Genomic DNA, 18002 nt, shown 5'->3' on the forward strand with positions numbered 1-18002 from the left:
CTAACAATTGGTTTTATGAGTTGAAGCTGTTTTTAAATTATACATTAAAATTAACAACAACTGAAAGTGAAATCTATTTTTTTCTGAAGGATATTGCAAGCATTCTTCCCTTTTTTTATGCTAATTTAGCAATTCGGCGGGGATTTAAAAATGAAGGTATGCTGTTTTATATTTGATATTTGGGAGTTTATAAACGGCTTCCATCAAACTTTTCATTTGATCTCTCGGTATCAATTCGAAAAATTTTGGATTTGAGTAGTTAAGTGCACTGTCAATCTTTTTTTAATCATTGTTTTTTGTAAGCTAAACCTGATTGGCAGCGGTAGTTTTTTAAAGCCGAAGGCTAAAAAACTTTAGCAGAAAGCAGGGCTACCTTAACGAAGAATTACTGCTCTTGCTTTTCTAATCATTTTCTTTAGCAGTGGTTCTTTTGTTAGAGATCTCTCCTCGTACCTCGTTCGAGATGACGGGTTGGTTTGGGGATTGCTCTTGGCTTAATTTTTGTTTGCCAGTGTTTCTTTTGTTAGAGATCTATCCTCGTAATTTGTTAGAGATGACGGGTTGTTTAGTGGTATTGCTCTTCATCAGTATTTCCGCTTTAGTCTCACACCTTACACCTTCCATCCATCCACCTTCAACCTTTTCCTGTAACTTATTTGATGATTGTTGCGTAAAACTATTGCAATCCCTATCTTTCTCTCTGCAAATAAATTTTAAAATTACAAAATGAAACCATGATGAGCATACACCTTTTAATATGCTCATTATAGCTTCATAACCATTAAAAAGACAAATTATATAATGATGAAAACTACCCAAAAATCTCGTCTACTGCTTTTTATAGCCGCTATGATAAGCAGCAGTTTTGTTTTTGCGCAAAGCAAAGAAGCATTTGTTGCTAATGTTACTAAAGAAGCTACCGAAAACTCGCAATTAGAAAAATTAGCTCATGAACTGTTAGATGTTGTTGGGCCGCGATTGGTGGGTACGCCACAAATGAAACAAGCTGGCGATTGGGCAGTTAAAAAATATGGCGAGTGGGGCATCTCATCTCGTATGGAAAATTGGGGCGAATGGCGTGGATGGGAAAGAGGCATAACACATATTGATTTAATGAGCCCTCGCTTACGAACTTTAGAAGGCACGCAGTTAGCATGGAGCCCATCTACAGCTAAAGGAAAGCCAATTAATGCGGAGGCAATTGTACTGCCATTGGTTGCAGATTCGATGGCTTTTGTAAAATGGTTACCAAGTGTTAAAGGCAAATTGGTATTAATTTCTCAAGCTCAAATTTCTGGCCGACCAGATAAAAACTACGAAGATTTTGCCACTAAAGATGGTTTGGCAAAATTTAAAAAAGATAAACAAGATGCAGCAAATGCTTGGAGAGATCGTTTAGCGAAAACTGGTTTAAATGCCAAAAATTTAGCTTTAGCGATAGAAAAAGCCGGTGCAGCTGGTATCATTATAAACAATTGGAGCGCTGGCTGGGGGGTTGATAAAGTTTTTGGTGCCAACACTACCAAAATACCAACGGTTGATTTATCTGTGGAAGATTACGGTTTAGTTTATCGTTTAGCAGAATATGGTTCTAAACCGATGTTAAGAATTACTTCTGAATCTAAAGAATTAGGTGTAGTGCCAACTTTTAACACTTTTGCAGAAATTAAGGGTTCAGAAAAACCTAACGAATATGTAATGCTTTCGGCTCATTTCGATTCGTGGGATGCATCTAGCGGTGCTACAGATAACGGTACAGGTACCATTATGATGATGGAAACCATGCGTTTGTTAAAGAAATTTTACCCTAACCCAAAACGCACCATTTTAGTTGGTCATTGGGCTAGTGAAGAGCAAGGTTTAAATGGTTCGAGGGCTTTTGTAGAAGATCACCCAGAAATTGTAAATAACTTACAAGCGCTGTTTAACCAAGATAACGGAACGGGTAGAGTGGTAAATATTGGAGGTGCTGGTTTTGCCAAAGCGAAAGACTTTTTACCACGTTGGTTAGCTGCAGTGCCTGATACCATCAAAAATCAGATTAAAACGAGTTACCCAGGTACACCAAGTGGTGGCGGTTCTGATAATGCTTCATTTGTTGCTGCTGGTGCTTTAGGTTTTTCTTTAGGTGCTTTACCTTGGGATTATTTCTCTTACACTTGGCATACCAATAGAGATACTTATGATAAAATTGTTTTTGACGAAGTAAGGAACAACGCTATTTTAGCAGCAATTTTGGTTTATATGGCTAGCGAAGATCCTGAAAAAACATCTACAGAAAAAGCACCTATGGCTGTAAATCCAAGAACTAATCAGCCTGGCGTTTGGCCAACACCAGTTAAAGCTAATCGCAAAGGCGGATTAAATTAAACACCTAAATCCCCCAAAGGAGACTTGAAAATTATACCACATAGGGATATAGAGGCTTATGCTATGTGTCTATGTGGTAAAACAATAAAACCAAAACCATGTTAAAAAAATTATTCCTAACCTTTTCATTAGTTTTAACCGCTATTATTTTTGCAACAGCACAGCAGCCAACTCAGTCGCCAAAGGCGATGCAAGAATTTAGAGCAGCATGGATTGCCTCTGTAGCTAATATCAATTGGCCAAGCAAACCAGGGTTATCTACTGCAGAGCAACAAAAGGAAGCAATTGTGTTGTTAGATTTATTACAGAGTTTAAACTTTAATGCGGCTATTTTGCAAATTCGTCCGCAGGCCGATGCCCTTTACAAAAGTGATATTGAGCCATGGTCTTTCTTTTTAACTGGTACACAAGGCAAAGCTCCAAATCCTTATTACGATCCTTTAGAGTTTTGGGTAGAGGCAGCGCATGATCGTGGAATGGAATTGCATGTTTGGCTAAACCCGTACAGAGCGCATCATTTATCTGGAGGAGAGGAAGGTGCAAATTCTACCGTTAAAGCAAAACCAGAGTTGGTAGTAAAATTAAAAGATGGCCAATATTGGATGGATCCTTCATTAAAAGGTGTACAAGATCAGTCTACTGCGGTGGTTAAAGATATTGTGAAGAGATACGATATTGATGGAGTACACTTCGATGATTATTTTTATCCTTATGATTCGTACAATGGCGGTGCCGATTTTCCTGATGATAAAAGTTGGGCAGCTTACCAAAATGATGGTGGTAAACTAAGCAGAGCCGATTGGCGAAGAGAGAGTGTAAATACTTTTATCGAGCGTGTTTATAAGGTTATTAAAGCAGAAAAAAAACATGTTAAATTTGGTTTAAGTCCGTTTGGGATTTGGCGCCCTGGTTATCCAGAATCTATTGAGGGTTACGACCAGTACGATAAATTATATGCCGATGCAAAGCTATGGCTAAACAAAGGCTGGATAGATTATTTTACACCTCAATTGTACTGGAAAGTAAATGTAATACCGCAGAGTTTTCCGGTATTGTTAAACTGGTGGCAAAGTGAAAATACCAAAGGCAGACATTTATGGCCCGGTATGAGTGTGAGTTTAGGTGGCGATGATAAAAACGTAGATGAAATTGTTAATCAGATTATGATTACCAGAGGCATTGTGCCACAAAGTAAAGGCGCTGTACATTGGAGCATTGCTGGTTTGGTAAAACATCAATTATTACGAGAAGGATTAATTAAAGGTCCGTATCAAAAGCAGGCTATTGTGCCCTCAAGCAAGTGGTTAGATGATAAAAAGCCCTTAGAACCTACAGTTAGTATATCGCCAGTTGACAATATGTTTCGCATAAATTGGAGCCATAACCAACCAAATGATGTTTTTAGATGGGTAGTTTATTATAAATATGGCACAAAGTGGAATTATAAAATCATGAACAGAAAAGACCAAATGCTTGATGTTTTGAGTAGCGTTACCACTGCAAACGGTAAGGATAAAAATAATTTAATCGAGATAGCTGTTACCGCTGTTGATAGAACAGGTAACGAAAGTGATTTTGTAGCTTATCCAGTAATTGATAAAGCCAAATAATGAAACAACATTTTAAAGAACAAATTGAAGCTACTGCGAATTCGATAGTCAATCATTTTATCCCTAAAGACGCAGCCGAAACCAAGTTAAGTTTTCATTTTACCATTCCGCCTTCTTCAAATTATAAAGTTAATTATGAGAAAGATGCAAAAGGAAATTGGAACTTGGTAAGTTATGAGACAGATGAGGTGAAATAGTGATGTGCAACTAGCATAAATGAGCGGTTTTATCTGAATTTGAAAAGCAAATGCAGTGCATTTTAGTAAGGGTTCAGCCCCGTTATTCGTTTCAATCTTTTTGTGCTTCTACTACGCAACCGATTAAAAATCGGTAAACGTCAATGTAACAAAAAGTATTTACACTTCTACCGGGTTTAAACACTCAGGTTTTTGCTCCTATTTAGGTCTGGGCGTGTAAAAAACCTGCAAATAGGATTATTTAATAATCAATAAATAGTCTGTGTGCCACAGACCATGGTTAAGAAGCGAATTGTAATACCATCGACTACGCTCAGGCTGACAAATAGTAAATTAGGAAATAGATTATACAGTAAATGTCGAGGGTCATTAAACCGCTATACCTTCACGTTTTAAAATATAATCGAAAATTCCCTCAATAGGTTTTTGCAAAATCTTTCCAACCTTAATATTGTTGGCAGCTAATGCTTTTTTCAATTCATCCTGATAATAATAAGCAATAGAACCTACAAAGTGGCACTCTAAAGTTTTGTGCTCTTTGTAATGGCGTATATTGGTGTCTATAAACTCCTGAAAGCCATCTAACAATATTTGTTGTATAAATGGATGTTCTTTATGGCCAGTCATAAAGCGACTAAATGTTGCTAAATAAGAGTTTGGAAATGGTTTTTGATAAATATTATGGATTACTGTTTCCTTTTTAGCCTCAAACTGCGCTTCAAACGGTGCTCTTAAATCAGCTGGCATGGTGCCATACAAATAAGATACAAGCACTTTTTTGCCAAAATAAGTTCCAGATCCTTCATCGCCTAACACGTAGCCTAAACCGTGCTTGCCACTATGTACGTTTTCTCCATCATAATAAGTGATGTTCGATCCAGTGCCTAAAATACACGTTAAACCTTTTTTGTCTCCGCAAGTGGCATAGGCCGATCCAATTAAATCATGATCTACACTAATAAAAGCTTTAGTGAAAAATGCAGATAGGCCATTAGAGATAATCTCATGCTTATCTGGTGATGAACATCCTGATCCAAAAAAGTAAACTTCTGTAATGGTATTCGCATATGCAGAAAGGTCCTTGTTTTTTGAAAGAATTCTCACCACATCATTCGCGGTTACGAAATAGGGGTTAATGCCTTGAGTATTAAATGTTAAGGTATGCCCCGGACTGTAAGCCATCCAATCAGTTTTTGATGAACCGCTATCTGCAACTAAAATCATGTACTAAAATAGTAAATTATTGAATATTTAATGTTCCACTTAACTCTTTAAGCGAAATTTCTGACAACTTTGCTTGATATTGTATTTCTAAATATCTGCTTTGCGCTGTTAAAGCATTTCGTTGTGCTTCCCTTAACTCTAAAGGAGCAATACTGCCCAGTCTGTATTTTTCTAACGTTATATCTAGGTTTTCATTAGCAATATCAACATTGGCTTTTTCTAATTTTACTAGTCCTAAAAAAGTACTGTAAGTTTGATAAGCAGTTGTTAGCTGCGCAATAATTTCTTGCCTGGTTCTTTCAATAGTTAACTCAGAAGAGTTGATGGCAATTTTTGCATTCCTCTCATTTTGGCGCTGTAAAAAACCATTAAAAATTGGTATGCTTGCTGTTAAGCCATACGTAAAACCATTAGATCTTGATCTAATACTGAAACCAGTAGGGTTTGCATTTCTGTTAAAATCATAGCCACTATTTATCAATACCAAAGGGTATCGGTTGCCCTTCACTACCTTTAAATTAAGCTCAGCAATTTTTTTGCTTATCATCGCATTCTGTAACTCCGGATTAAGCATTTGGGTTTTAGTCGCCATATCTGCATAATTCAAGTTTTCGTCAATGTTCATGTCATTCGGCACCACAAATTGCGTAATTGGGTCTCGAGCCAATAATTGATTTAAAGTAACTTGATAATTGCTTAATAAATTCTTTTGCTGTAAATAAGCCGATGTATCTGTATTGTAATCTACTTTTGCGGAAAGCACATCAAGTTTAGAACCTCTACCCAATTCAAGTTTATTATCTGCAATTCTAAGTCTGTATGTACTTACGTTAATGGCGCTATCAGAGGCGGTAACCAATTGTTGTTGCTTAACCACATTAAAGTAAGCGCTTACTACATCACTAACAGTAGTTAATATTTGAGATTTGGCTAAAATTTTTCCTTGTTCTTCTAATGCCTTTAATCTATCATAATTGGCAAACATGCTAAAGCCATCAAAAATGGTCCAATCAAGTCCAACACCATAGCCCATATTTGTACTTCTAGCACCATCAACAATTCTCTGTACCCCTGTAGATTGTGTTTGTACTGTGTTTTGTCTACTTCCGCCAGTGCTAAATGTTCCGGCAACAACTGGCAAAATACCAGCATTACCTAAATTTACATTGTTTTTGGCAATGCTAGCTTCATTATTAATTAATTTAATGTCGTAGTTATTTTTTAGCGCAATAGAAATAGCCTCTTGTAAGGTTAAAACCTCTTGCGCAAAAACACTCGTATTTATTAGCCAAAGGGCGATGAAAAATATAAAATACCTCAGTTTCATGTTAAATATTATTTTGCTCCGCTCTTTCATCAGCTTCTGCTGATGCCAATGAATCTGTCAAATCTTTGTTTTCCTTGTGCTCTTTACTCCATTTAGAATAAATAGCTGGGATAACGAATAATGTTAAAACCAGAGAGAAAATTGTCCCTCCGATAATTACGGTACCCATACTCATTCTACTTCTGGCAGCTGCACCCAAGGCCATGGCAATAGGCAACGCACCAACGGCAATGGTAATACTCGTCATCAAAATAGGACGTAATCTTGATACCGATGCTTCTCTAATTGCTTCTTCAACGGTAGCGCCTTTTTCTTTTAACTGATTGGCAAACTCTACAATCAAAATTCCGTTTTTGGTTACCAAACCGATTAACATAATGGTTCCAATTTGACTAAAGATATTCCAAGTTTGGCCGCATAACCAAAGTGATAAAAATGCACCGGCAACAGCCATTGGCACAGTTAAAATAATAATAATTGGATCTTTAAAGCTCTCGAACTGTGCCGATAAGATTAAATAAACTAGTAATAATGCCAATCCGAAGGCGAATAAAGTATTTGATGAACTTTCTCTAAAATCTCTAGATTCGCCACTTAAATCGGTGCTAAAAGTTTCATCTAAGACCTTTGCGGCAATTTCATCCATTACTTCAATTCCATCGCCGATACTTTTGCCTGGCGCTAAACCTGCAGAAACTGTGGCAGAAATAAAACGGTTATTTCTGTACAACTGTGGTGGGCTACTTTCTTCTTTAGCAGTAACTAAGTTGTCTAATTGAATTAATTTTCCTTTATCATTTCTCACATAAACCGAGCTTAAATCTAAAGGATCTTTACGATCGCTCACATCATACTGCCCAATTACTTGATATTGCTTTCCATTCATGAAGAAGTAAGAAAAGCGTTGACCACTTAAACCCAATTGAAGCGTTTGTGCGATATCTACAATTGAAACGCCTAAATTTCTGGCCTTGTCTCTATCAATAGTCAAGTTAATTTCTGGTTTGTTGAATTTCAAGTTTACATCAGAAGTTGTAAATGTTGGGTTTTTAGCAACCTCATCCATAAACAAAGGCACCTTTTCACGTAGCTTTTCAAAATTTTGTGCTTGGATGATGTAACTAATCGGTAAACCACCTCGTCTGCCTACAGAAATAGTAGGTTGTTGAGTTACGGTAACTTTACCTTCAGTATATTTTTTTGTGGTTTTAGTAAGCTGATCAGCAATTTCTTTTTGGCTTCGTTCTCTATCTCCAGGATCAGTTAATGCCATTCTTACGAAGCCTGAGTTAGTAGCGCCTGCTCCACCAAAGCCAGGCGAAGTGATGGTAATAAGCACTCTTTTTTCTGGTACAGAATCGGTAACCATTTGTGCTACCTTACCCATAAAACGATCTGTAAACGCAAAAGATGATCCCTCTGGTGTACTTAAATTCATGTTAATTGCGCTTCTATCATCATAAGGAGCAGTTTCTTTTTGTAACAAATTCCAAAACAGCGCAATTAGGCCAACACAAACAATCAAAATAGGGATGGCTAACCATCTTTTGGCTAAAAACTTCTCTAAATTAGACTTATATGCCTCATTTAATTTAACAAAATAAGGCTCAGTAAATTTGTAAAAACGGCTTGGCTCATGTCCACCTTTTTTCATAAGGTAAGCATTAAGCATTGGCGTTAAAGTAAGTGATACAAACGCAGAAATTAATACAGCGGCGCCAATTACAACACCAAACTCTCGAAAGAGCCGGCCCACAAATCCTTCTAAAAATACAACGGGTAAAAATACCGCTGCTAGTGTAATAGATATAGAGATTACCGCAAAAAATATTTCATTTGAGCCTTTAATGGCCGCTTCAATAGGCGATAAACCTTCCTCCACTTTTTTAAAGATGTTTTCCGTTACTACGATACCATCATCTACCACCAAACCAGTAGCTAAAACAATAGCCAATAAGGTCAATACATTTATTGAGTAGCCGAAAATGTACATGATAAAAAAGGTAGCAATTAGCGAAACAGGAATGTCAATGAGTGGCCTAAAAGCAATTGCCCAATCTCTAAAAAACAAATAGATGATTAGAATTACCAATACCAATGCAATCAAAATCGTTTCGGCTACCTCGGTAACAGATCGCTTAATAAACAAAGTACTGTCAATAGAAACATTTAGCTTTATGTCTGCTGGCATGTCTTCAACCAACTTTTCGTAACGCTTATTAAATTCCTTGCTAATTTCTAAGTAATTAGCACCTGGCTGAGGAAGAATTGCTACTGCTACCATGGGTTTGCCAGATTCTCTTAAAACAGTTTCTTCATTTTCAGAACCTAAATCAACTTGCGCTACATCTTGCAGTTTTACTACGTTTAAGCTATCATTTTTGATAATCAAATTTCTAAACTCTTCAGGCGTAGTTAATTTACCTAATGTTTTTACCGTTAATTCTGTAGTTGCACCAGTTAGTTTACCAGAGGGAAGTTCTACATTTTCATTATTTAACGAAGCAATAATATCTTGTGTGGTTAAACCAAATGAACTTAAGCGATTTGGATCTATACGAACTCGCATCGCGTATCGTCTCTGACCTTGGATCTGCACTCCACTGACACCCGGAATGGTCTGAATTCGATCGGCTATTACATTTTCAGCAAAATCACTTAGTTCAGTTACAGATCTTTTATCACTCTGTATCGTCATCGAAATGATGTTGTCGGAGTTGGCATCTGCTTTAGTTACGGTTGGTAAACCATCAATATCGGTCGGCAGGTTTCTTGATGCCTGAGAAACTTTATCTCTTACATCATTAGCCGCTTCATCAATATCTTTACCCAGATTAAACTCTACAGTGATATTGCTAGAGCCTTGGTTACTCGACGAAGAAATGTTTCTAATTCCATCAATGGAGTTGATTGATTTTTCTAACGGTTCAGTAATTTGAGATTCTATGATATCAGAATTGGCTCCAGGGTAGGAGGTTCTCACCGAAACAACGGTCGGATCAATAGATGGATATTCTCTAATGCCCAAAAAGTTATAGCCAATTATCCCAAAAAGAACAATTACCAAGTTCATTACAATGGCAAGAACCGGTCTTTTTATACTCGTGGTTGAAATGCTCATTGTTTAGGTTTTACAATATTTACCTTTACAGGTGCATCTGGTTTTAATGACATAGATCCTGTGGTTAAAACAGTATCCCCTACTTTTAAACCTGATGTAATTAAAATACTTTCAGCTGTACGTGTGCCAGCTTCTACAGGTACTTGTTGCGCTTTACCATCTCTCGTTACGTAAACAACCTTACCTTTTAGTACAGGTATTATTGCCTCCGTTGGCACAAGAATGGCATCGTTAATAGTGCCTAAGGTGAGGTTTACTTGTGCAAAAGAACCTGGTAAAAGTTCGTTATTAGGGTTTGGCGCCAAAGCTCTAATTTGTAACGTTCTAGTATCCTGACTAATACCTGGCTCTACTGCAAATACTTTACCTGTGTAAGTTTTACTTGATGCATCAGTTTTGAACGTGATGGTTGAGTTGAGCTTGATCTGACTTACATATTTCTCTGGTACAGAAAAGGTAACCTTAACAGGATTTACGCTCATCAGGTTTGCAATTTGCGTTGTTGGCGTTAAATATTCTCCAACAGAAATATTTCTTAAACCTATTTTGCCACTAAATGGAGCAACAATAGATGTTCTAGCTAATTGAGCTCTAATTAATTGTGTTTGAGATTGAAATGATTGAAATGCAGCCAATGATGTATCATACTCTTCCTGACTTATTGCGCCTTTTTGCAGCAACTGTTTTGCTCTTCCCTCACTTGTTGCCGAAAGATTTTGTTTGGTTTGTGCATCACGTAACTGAGCCTGAATATCTCTGTCGTTTATTTTAACCAACAGCGTTCCTTTGCTTACGTTTGTGCCTTCTTTAAAATAGATCCCTGTAACTAAACCTGCAACCTCGCTACGTAAAGCAACAGATTCATTTGGTTCAATTGTTCCAGAGATTTCCAGATTGCTATTAAATGGTTGGGTTGAAACCACAATTCCTTCTACGGTAATGCCTGGTCCGCCGCCACCTTTTGCACCAGCTGCCCCTTTTCCAGGGCCACCTTCACCAGACATTTTTTTATTCTCAGTTATTCTATGATAAATTAAGTAGGCTAATCCTAAGGCAAGGATGATATAAAAAATATATCTTTTTTTCATGTGTATTTTCGAATGTAACGTGCAAAATTATTCAAATGTTTGTGTTTAAATTTGATGTACTTAATATGTTACAGCTTTAATTTTATTTTAAGTGGTTAAAAATATCAGAAATTTTAATTTTGTCAATTACATTTCAACTATATTGGTGCAGATAGTTCTATTTAAAGGTTAAATACTGCTATCTCACACAAGCAAAATAACAAACCAATGAGAAAATCAATTTTAGGATTAGTTGTCCTACTTTCAATTACAATGACCGCAAAATCTCAAGTAAAAATAAACTTTGAAGTAAGTTTTAAAGAACCACAAGCACATTACGCCGAAGTACAAATGGATATTGCAGGCGTTGCTGCAAAAAGCTTTGTAGATGTTAAAATGCCAGTTTGGACGCCAGGTTCTTATTTGGTGCGTGAATTTGCCAAAAGTGTAGAAGGTTTTGGTGCAACTGTAAATGGCAAATCGGTAAAAACCGAAAAGGTAAACAAAAACACGTGGAGAGTTTACAATGCAAAGGCTAATGCGGTTAAAATCAATTATCGTGTTTATGCATTCGAAATTTCTGTACGAACTGCATTTATAGATGATTCTCACGCTTTTTTATCGCCAGCAAGTATTTTTATGTTTCCTGCCGGGATGATCAAAAACCCGAGTACAGTTAAAATTATTCCTTTTGGTAAATGGGATAAAGTAAGTACAGGTTTAGAACCAGTTGTAGGTAAACAGTTTACCTATACGGCATCAGATTTTGATATTCTGTTCGATAGCCCTATTGAAGTTGGTAACCAAGATATTTTTGAGTTTAATGCTGCCGGTGTTAGGCATGAAGTTGCCATGTACGGTGGTGGTAACTATGATAAAGAAAAACTAAAAGTTGATATGGCTAAGATAGTTGAGCAAGAAACAGCTGTTTTTGGCGAAAACCCAAATAAACATTACACTTTTATTGTACACAATTATGCACAAGGTGGAGGTGGATTAGAACATTTGAACTCTACCGTTTTAGGGGCGAGTAGAAATGCCTATACAAGTGATAGAGGGTATGCAGGCTTTTTAAATTTGGTTGCACATGAGTATTTTCACTTATGGAATGTTAAAAGGTTACGCCCAATAGCTTTAGGTCCGTTTGATTATGAGAACGAAAACTACACAACCAACTTATGGATAGCAGAAGGTTTTACCTCATACTATCCAACAAAAATGATGTTGAGAGCAGGTTTTAATACACCAGCAGAATTTGTGACTAGCAATTTAGGCTCAATTGGTACTGTAATGAATACACCGGGTTCTAAAATTAACTCGGCAGCAGAGTCTAGTTTTAATGCTTGGATCAACCCGGCATATCGCCCGTCAGAAAATGCGAATAACACATTTATCTCTTATTATACCAAAGGTCAGGTTGTTGGTTTAATGATGGATTTAGAAATTGTAAATGCTACCAAAGGAGCTAAAAGTTTAGATGATGTAATGAAAGCCATGTATTTACAATGCAAAACCCTAAAAAGGGGTTATACAGATGCTGAGTTTAAAGCAATGGTCGAAAAAATTAGCGGCATTAGTTTTACTAATTTCTGGAATAAATATGTAACAGGAACTGATGATGTTGAATATGCAAAATATTTCGCTTACGCTGGCATTGAGGTAGTAAATGAAAATGAAGGCAAAAGCATTCCTTATTTAGGTGCAGCTGCTGCAAGAGCATCGGCAGGTTCGGGCAGAGTTTTTATAGGTAGCGTAAGCAGAGGTTCTGGAGCTTGGAATGGTGGTTTAAATGTTAATGATGAGGTTGTTGCTATTGATGGTGCACCTGCAGAAATGGGTTTAGATAGGATGAGCCAAATTTCTAATAAAAATGTAGGTGATGTTGTTAAGGTTAGCATTATTAGAGATGGCATTAAAAGAGATTTAGATATTACTTTAACTGCAAACCCTGCTGTTAGATTTAAAAGTACCCTTAAAGATGATGCAACGCCAGCGCAAATGGCAGTTCGCAAAAAATGGATGGGGATATAGTATCAGTTTTCAGTTAAGAGTTTTCAGTTATCAGTTTTCAATAGAGATTAATCCCGTTAGATTACCTAGCGGGATTTTTTTATTGAGTTTTTATTAAGTAGAGCTAAACATTTTTTCTTTTGTAGCTATTAAAAAAATGTTTCAAACAACTTAAGTGTTAACATATGTAGTGTTTAATATGGTTTAAAAATCCAATATTTACTGCTAAGCACAGCAGAATTTATATAGCCTCCGACAGCAGCGAAAATACTTTTGGTTGCATTTACTTTAATGCTTTGCAAAACTAATTACCAAAAGATTGCAGCGGATGGCGGGACGAACATTAATAGTTGTAGAGGCTTTGCGCTTCTGAAAATATATAATCTATAGTTTCTAGCTCTAGGAAATAAAAAAGTAAAACAAAAAATCCCGTTAGGCAATTAAGCTTAACGGGATTTTATGAATTTTGGCTATTTATTAGAAAGTAAATCTTACACCTAAACCAACATCACCACTGTAAAAATCAGTATCAGGAGTTAATCTTAAAGTTGGGATCCAGTCTAAAGACAAGTTAATTGGAGCACCTTTAAATTTATAATCTAAACCTAAAACACCGTTTAAGCCTAATGATACTTCACTATCAAAATCTCTTACTTTTACGGTACCGATGCTACCACCACCACCATAATACCAGTTTAAACCTGGTGCACCACCAATTGGGTTGTAAACTTCATATAATGCAGTTAACTGTAAATAATCAACGTTTCTAGAGCTTCTAAAGTTACCGATTAACTCAAGCATTGCTTTGTTATTTAGGCCGGTTTTAAATGTAATACCGTTGTAGCTACCAAAACGTCCACCAATTGCATTTTTGTAATCCTGCGCTTTTACGTCAGTTGTGCTGATTGCAAAAATTGCAACACCAGTGATAAGGGATAATAATAATTTTTTCATAATCGTATATTTTATAATTTTATAATGATATCAGCATAACAACTTCTATGCCGTTTTAAAATTTAACTATTAATTAAATTTTCAAAATATCTGATGATATGGAAATTGCTAATAGGATGAGTTTTTTCGCATAATAAAATCTTCAGTTTAGTTTATAAATTTTAAGCTTAAAAATTTTAGTAGTTAAGATTGAATTTTTTTAAAAAAGTATTTCGACATGTCTGATTGATGAGTTTGGAGAGGAAATGGTTAAATTTCAGTTTTTAAGAAGTAAAACTCAATCGAACTGGGGATTTTTGCAAAAAAATTGGGTATTGTCGTGGTGTTTTTTCCGCAATATGCTATATAACTTTCTCATTTTATGGCTAATACAGTTAAATATAGTTAATTTAATGTTTTGGAATATTGTTTGATAATTGATAAGTAATGAATGTAACGATACTTGATGATCATAGCTTATTGTCTGACTTGCTAAAACTTTCTTTAGCAGAATTTAAATTTATTAAAACGATAAACGTGTACAATAATGCAGAAAATTATTTTGCACATTTAGATGTGATTAAAACAGACATTTTAATTGTAGATATGTTAATGCCAGATATAAATGGTATTGATGTTATTAAACGTTGTCGTCTCACTAAAAAGAAATCGGCACTAAAAATTTTGGTGTTATCAACAGTTGTTGATGCTAATATGATTAGAGATTCATTTCAAGCTGGTGCAAATGGCTATTTGTGTAAAGATGCATCAATAGATGAGTTAATAAGGGCCATTAAATTTGTAAATGCAGAAGAAAACAGATCATACATTGGCGATAGCATAAAAGATACTTTATTGCAAGCTCAGTTATTTGAAGCTGTAAAATTTAGCCTTTCTCCAAGAGAAAAGGAATTATTGCAGCACGTATGTAATGGAAAAACTGTAAAAGAAATTGCTTCAGATTTGTCGCTCAGCAAAAATACAATCCAGAGCTACATGAAGCAATTGATGCGCAAAATGGAAGTTAATCGTACCCCAGATTTGATTCTAAAAGCAATTAAATATGGCATGTTTTATCCAACTTTTGTAGGTTAGATTAACAAGTGTTTTAATGGAGGTCAAAGGCAATTCTGATTACAGTACCCATTTCATCGGTTCTGATTTCAAAATCTGCAGTTAAATCTATAGCTCTTTTTTTTAAATTACTTAAGCCAATACCTTCTGTAGCAGTACTGTTAAAACCGGTACCGTCATCTACAAAACTAACTGTGCATTTTTCATTCAAAAAAAGAATACTTACCCAAATATTTGCGGCATTAGAATGTTTAATTGTGTTCGAAAAACATTCTTTTATGAAAAAGTATAAATGATTATTTTGTTCAATACTTAACCTTACTAATTCTTGTGCATGTAAATTAGAATTAACGTTAATTAATCCAATCTTAGTAAATTGATTTTCAAGTTTTTCAAGACACGAAGGAATATCATAAGCTAAGTTGTCTTTATCCATGTCTACATTTAATGCAAGCTCATGACTATAGTTTCGTGTATAATTATAAATATTATTAATTTCATCCTCAATTTCCTGCAACTTTACTTTTTCGTTTAAATTGCTTGCTTTTATTTTAAAATCTCTTGTTAAATAACGCAGAGCTACCAAATTCCCACTCAATTCATCATGTAATTTGCGTCCTATTAATTTACGCTGTGTAATTATTGCTTTTGTTCTTTCGGTTTGTACTTCATGATCATAAGCCAACAGAGCCTCTATTAGTTTTTTCTTTTCCAGCTCTAATTCCAATCCTTTTTTGGTAGCCTCTGCCATTGCGGCATACTTTTCTTTTAAACTTGATCTAATTTCTAAACCTACCACAGGCGAAAAAAAGATAATTGAACTAAAATAACCTAAAGATATAAAAGAAATAGAGTTTAAGCCCAAAATATACTCTTGATTATTATAGGTATAAGAAGTAAAGATGTTGAAAAATATCATTAAGAAGCTGCCAATAACAATGTATTTGTTAAAATCTCTTTTTTTATAGGTTATGATAAGAAAAAGCAAGTATATAAATATAAGGAAGATAAAGGCATCTATAATATAACCAAAAACCAATAGTTTTTTTTCATCCTGTATTGGGAAAATTAAGGCCGGAAATCTGATTATAAAATATAATGGAGTAAAAAAGTATGTTTTCTCAACCATTTTAAGAAGAAGTGGCTTTTTAAGTTGATCAACATCTAATATGGTGAGTAACAAGTTTAAATAGGATAAAATAGAAAGCCAAAAAACGGCAGAGCTTAATAAATATTGTAAGCTAGTTACTACTAAAGTACTTTCTTGAAAATCTACTGTGGCAACCACCAAAAAGCTAAAAGCTATCCACAAGAATAAGCAGTGTTTACCTAATAATACTTCACTATTAAAATAATATAATATGCTATGGTAAATAGCGGTAATAGATAGAGCGCCAATAGTAATAAGCGGTATAATATCCCCAAGATTATAATTATTGAGCATCCCTTAAATTGAATTATATATATATTAAAATCTTCATTGAAATCAACTAATATTTTCAATAGCAAAAGAAGATATTTTTTTTAACAAATAATCCCCCATAAACATGGTATGCTTATCACCCCTATTTTGGGGTATTTTTTTAGATGTTTTAGGGCTATTTATCGTCTTGATTTCGTCAGCATTTTTGTGTAGTAATTATATACTAAAGAAAGACAACCATGATGACTGGAAAAAAATTAATGCTTAAACAGTACGCTCTTTCTTAAGAGGGAAGGAGGTAAACTATTTGAGATAAGAAATACGATGTAGTTATTTCGCTTATCATGCAGCGAAATTTACACAAAAATAATTATAAATCAAACCAATGAAACATTTTCTGGCAGATACATGGCAGAAGTGTAATCGTTAATAAGAATTAACATGAAACAAAAAATTACTTATTTATTATTTTTGCTCACATTCTCGAGCCTTGTTGGTATTGGGAGTGCTGCAATAGCACAAACCGTTAGTGGAACTGTATCAACAACAGGTTGTAAAGATAAAGGTTCTATATTTGCCTCAGCAACAGGTTTAGGTGCATCACCAATATTTCAATTGGTTAAAGGAGGTACTGTTATTGCACCGGTGGCAGGGGATGCTACGCAATATACTAATAACCCATTTTTTAATAATTTATCAGACGGTTTTTATATCGTTAGGGGTAAATTAAATGGAGCGTCTAGTACAGTTTACTCTAGTTCACCTATTAACCTAAGCAATGGTTATGTAGACTTAGGAATCAGTACACCATCAAAAGCGGCAACTTGTCCGGATATTACAGCTGTTTTAAGTACTACTATTACTGGTGGTAAAGCACCTTTCACCTATACCATTGCAAAGCAAGCTGCACCTGGTACAGTCTTAGAAAGTAGCGGTTCTATTTCTGCTACTAGTTTTGATTTTGCAGCTTTGCCTGTTGATAATTATATTGTAAGTGTTACTGATGCCTGCGGGCTTAATATAACAGGTAATACCACTATTACTAATCCAGTATCAGTACCAAATGCCCCTACAGTTGCTGTTACTCAACCAATTTGCGGTACACCAACAGGTAGCATTGCCATTACTTCAGTAGCAGGAGAAACCTACAGCGTAGATGGCGGAGTTTATTCATCAACATTAACCTATACTGGTTTAGCTCCAGGGAGCCATAACGTAAAAGCAAAAAATGCCGGTGGCTGTATCTCTGCAGCAACCACGTTTACCATAAACGCTGCAAAAACAGAGGCGGTAACTCCAGTTGTTTCGGTTACGCAACCGGTTTGCGGCACGCCAACAGGCAGCATTGCCATTACAGCAGTAGCAGGGGAGACCTATAGCGTAGACGGAGGTGCATATACCTCAACATTGACCTACGCCGGTCTGGCACCGGGCAGTCATACCGTAACTGCAAAAAGTGTGGATGGCTGTATCTCTACAGCAGCCACGGTTACGATAGACGCAGCAAAAACAGAGGCGGTAACACCAGTTGTTGCGGTAAGCGCACAACCGGTCTGCGGCACGCCAACGGGCAGCATTGCCATCACGGCAGTTGCAGGGGAGACCTACAGCGTTGACGGAAGTGCCTATACCTCAACATTGACCTA

General features: G+C 35.8%; 13 protein-coding genes. 6 read left to right on the plus strand and 7 right to left on the minus strand.

From position 1 onward, the window contains the following. Positions 1 to 531: 531 nt before the first annotated feature. Positions 532 to 765, minus strand: a complete 234-nt coding sequence (locus tag AC07XU_RS18220; protein WP_494945067.1) for a hypothetical protein — start codon at positions 763 to 765, stop codon at positions 532 to 534. Between the two features lie 36 nt (positions 766 to 801). Between AC07XU_RS18220 and AC07XU_RS18225 the strand changes: the two genes are divergently transcribed. The 3 genes from AC07XU_RS18225 to AC07XU_RS18235 all read left to right on the plus strand — a co-directional run bounded on the left by AC07XU_RS18225 (position 802) and on the right by AC07XU_RS18235 (position 4177). Beyond that, a complete protein-coding gene (locus tag AC07XU_RS18225) occupies positions 802 to 2370 on the plus strand; it encodes a M20/M25/M40 family metallo-hydrolase (RefSeq protein WP_494945068.1) in 1569 nt (522 codons plus the stop codon). Between the two features lie 98 nt (positions 2371 to 2468). Further along, positions 2469 to 3980 (plus strand): glycoside hydrolase family 10-like protein, encoded by a 1512-nt coding sequence (locus tag AC07XU_RS18230; RefSeq protein ID WP_494945069.1) that lies wholly within the window; start codon positions 2469 to 2471, stop codon positions 3978 to 3980. Continuing rightward, the gene (locus AC07XU_RS18235; RefSeq protein WP_494945070.1) at positions 3980 to 4177 is read left to right on the plus strand and encodes a hypothetical protein; all 198 of its coding nucleotides are present in this window, start codon (positions 3980 to 3982) and stop codon (positions 4175 to 4177) included. Before AC07XU_RS18230 ends, AC07XU_RS18235 begins: the two co-directional genes overlap by 1 nt. Before the next feature lie 369 nt (positions 4178 to 4546). Here the strand turns inward: AC07XU_RS18235 and AC07XU_RS18240 are convergent, their stop codons facing one another. From AC07XU_RS18240 to AC07XU_RS18255, 4 genes are read right to left on the minus strand one after another with little or no spacing between them, the layout of a single operon-like run. Further along, on the minus strand, positions 4547 to 5401 hold the full coding sequence (locus tag AC07XU_RS18240; protein ID WP_494945071.1) for an N-acetylglucosamine kinase: 855 nt from the start codon (positions 5399 to 5401) through the stop codon (positions 4547 to 4549). A gap of 16 nt (positions 5402 to 5417) precedes the next feature. Further along, complete coding sequence (locus tag AC07XU_RS18245; RefSeq protein ID WP_494945072.1) at positions 5418 to 6728, minus strand: TolC family protein; 1311 nt, start codon at positions 6726 to 6728, stop codon at positions 5418 to 5420. A 1-nt stretch (position 6729) separates the two neighbouring features. Then, the gene (locus AC07XU_RS18250; protein ID WP_494945073.1) at positions 6730 to 9849 is read right to left on the minus strand and encodes an efflux RND transporter permease subunit; all 3120 of its coding nucleotides are present in this window, start codon (positions 9847 to 9849) and stop codon (positions 6730 to 6732) included. Continuing rightward, a complete protein-coding gene (locus AC07XU_RS18255; protein ID WP_494945074.1) occupies positions 9846 to 10937 on the minus strand; it encodes an efflux RND transporter periplasmic adaptor subunit in 1092 nt (363 codons plus the stop codon). Before AC07XU_RS18255 ends, AC07XU_RS18250 begins: the two co-directional genes overlap by 4 nt. 207 nt (positions 10938 to 11144) lie before the next feature. Here AC07XU_RS18255 and AC07XU_RS18260 point away from each other — a divergent pair, with 207 nt between their 5' ends. Beyond that, on the plus strand, positions 11145 to 12947 hold the full coding sequence (locus AC07XU_RS18260; RefSeq protein WP_494945075.1) for a M61 family metallopeptidase: 1803 nt from the start codon (positions 11145 to 11147) through the stop codon (positions 12945 to 12947). Between the two features lie 456 nt (positions 12948 to 13403). On the opposite strand, the gene AC07XU_RS18265 is transcribed toward AC07XU_RS18260, so the two are convergent. Further along, the gene (locus AC07XU_RS18265; protein WP_494945076.1) at positions 13404 to 13880 is read right to left on the minus strand and encodes a hypothetical protein; all 477 of its coding nucleotides are present in this window, start codon (positions 13878 to 13880) and stop codon (positions 13404 to 13406) included. Positions 13881 to 14306: 426 nt separating this feature from the next. Between AC07XU_RS18265 and AC07XU_RS18270 the strand changes: the two genes are divergently transcribed. Next, entirely contained in the window at positions 14307 to 14954 is a 648-nt protein-coding gene (locus AC07XU_RS18270; protein ID WP_494945077.1) for a response regulator transcription factor, read from the plus strand. Positions 14955 to 14967: 13 nt separating this feature from the next. On the opposite strand, the gene AC07XU_RS18275 is transcribed toward AC07XU_RS18270, so the two are convergent. Continuing rightward, positions 14968 to 16377, minus strand: coding sequence for a sensor histidine kinase (locus tag AC07XU_RS18275; protein ID WP_494945078.1), 1410 nt, complete (start codon positions 16375 to 16377; stop codon positions 14968 to 14970). Between the two features lie 420 nt (positions 16378 to 16797). On the opposite strand from AC07XU_RS18275, the gene AC07XU_RS18280 reads away from it, so the two are divergent. Next, the coding region (locus AC07XU_RS18280; protein ID WP_494945079.1) for a hypothetical protein at positions 16798 to 18002 on the plus strand (1205 nt) is incomplete at its 3' end.

It is taken from the genome of Pedobacter sp. GW456-11-11-14-TSB4 (genome assembly GCF_059424425.1).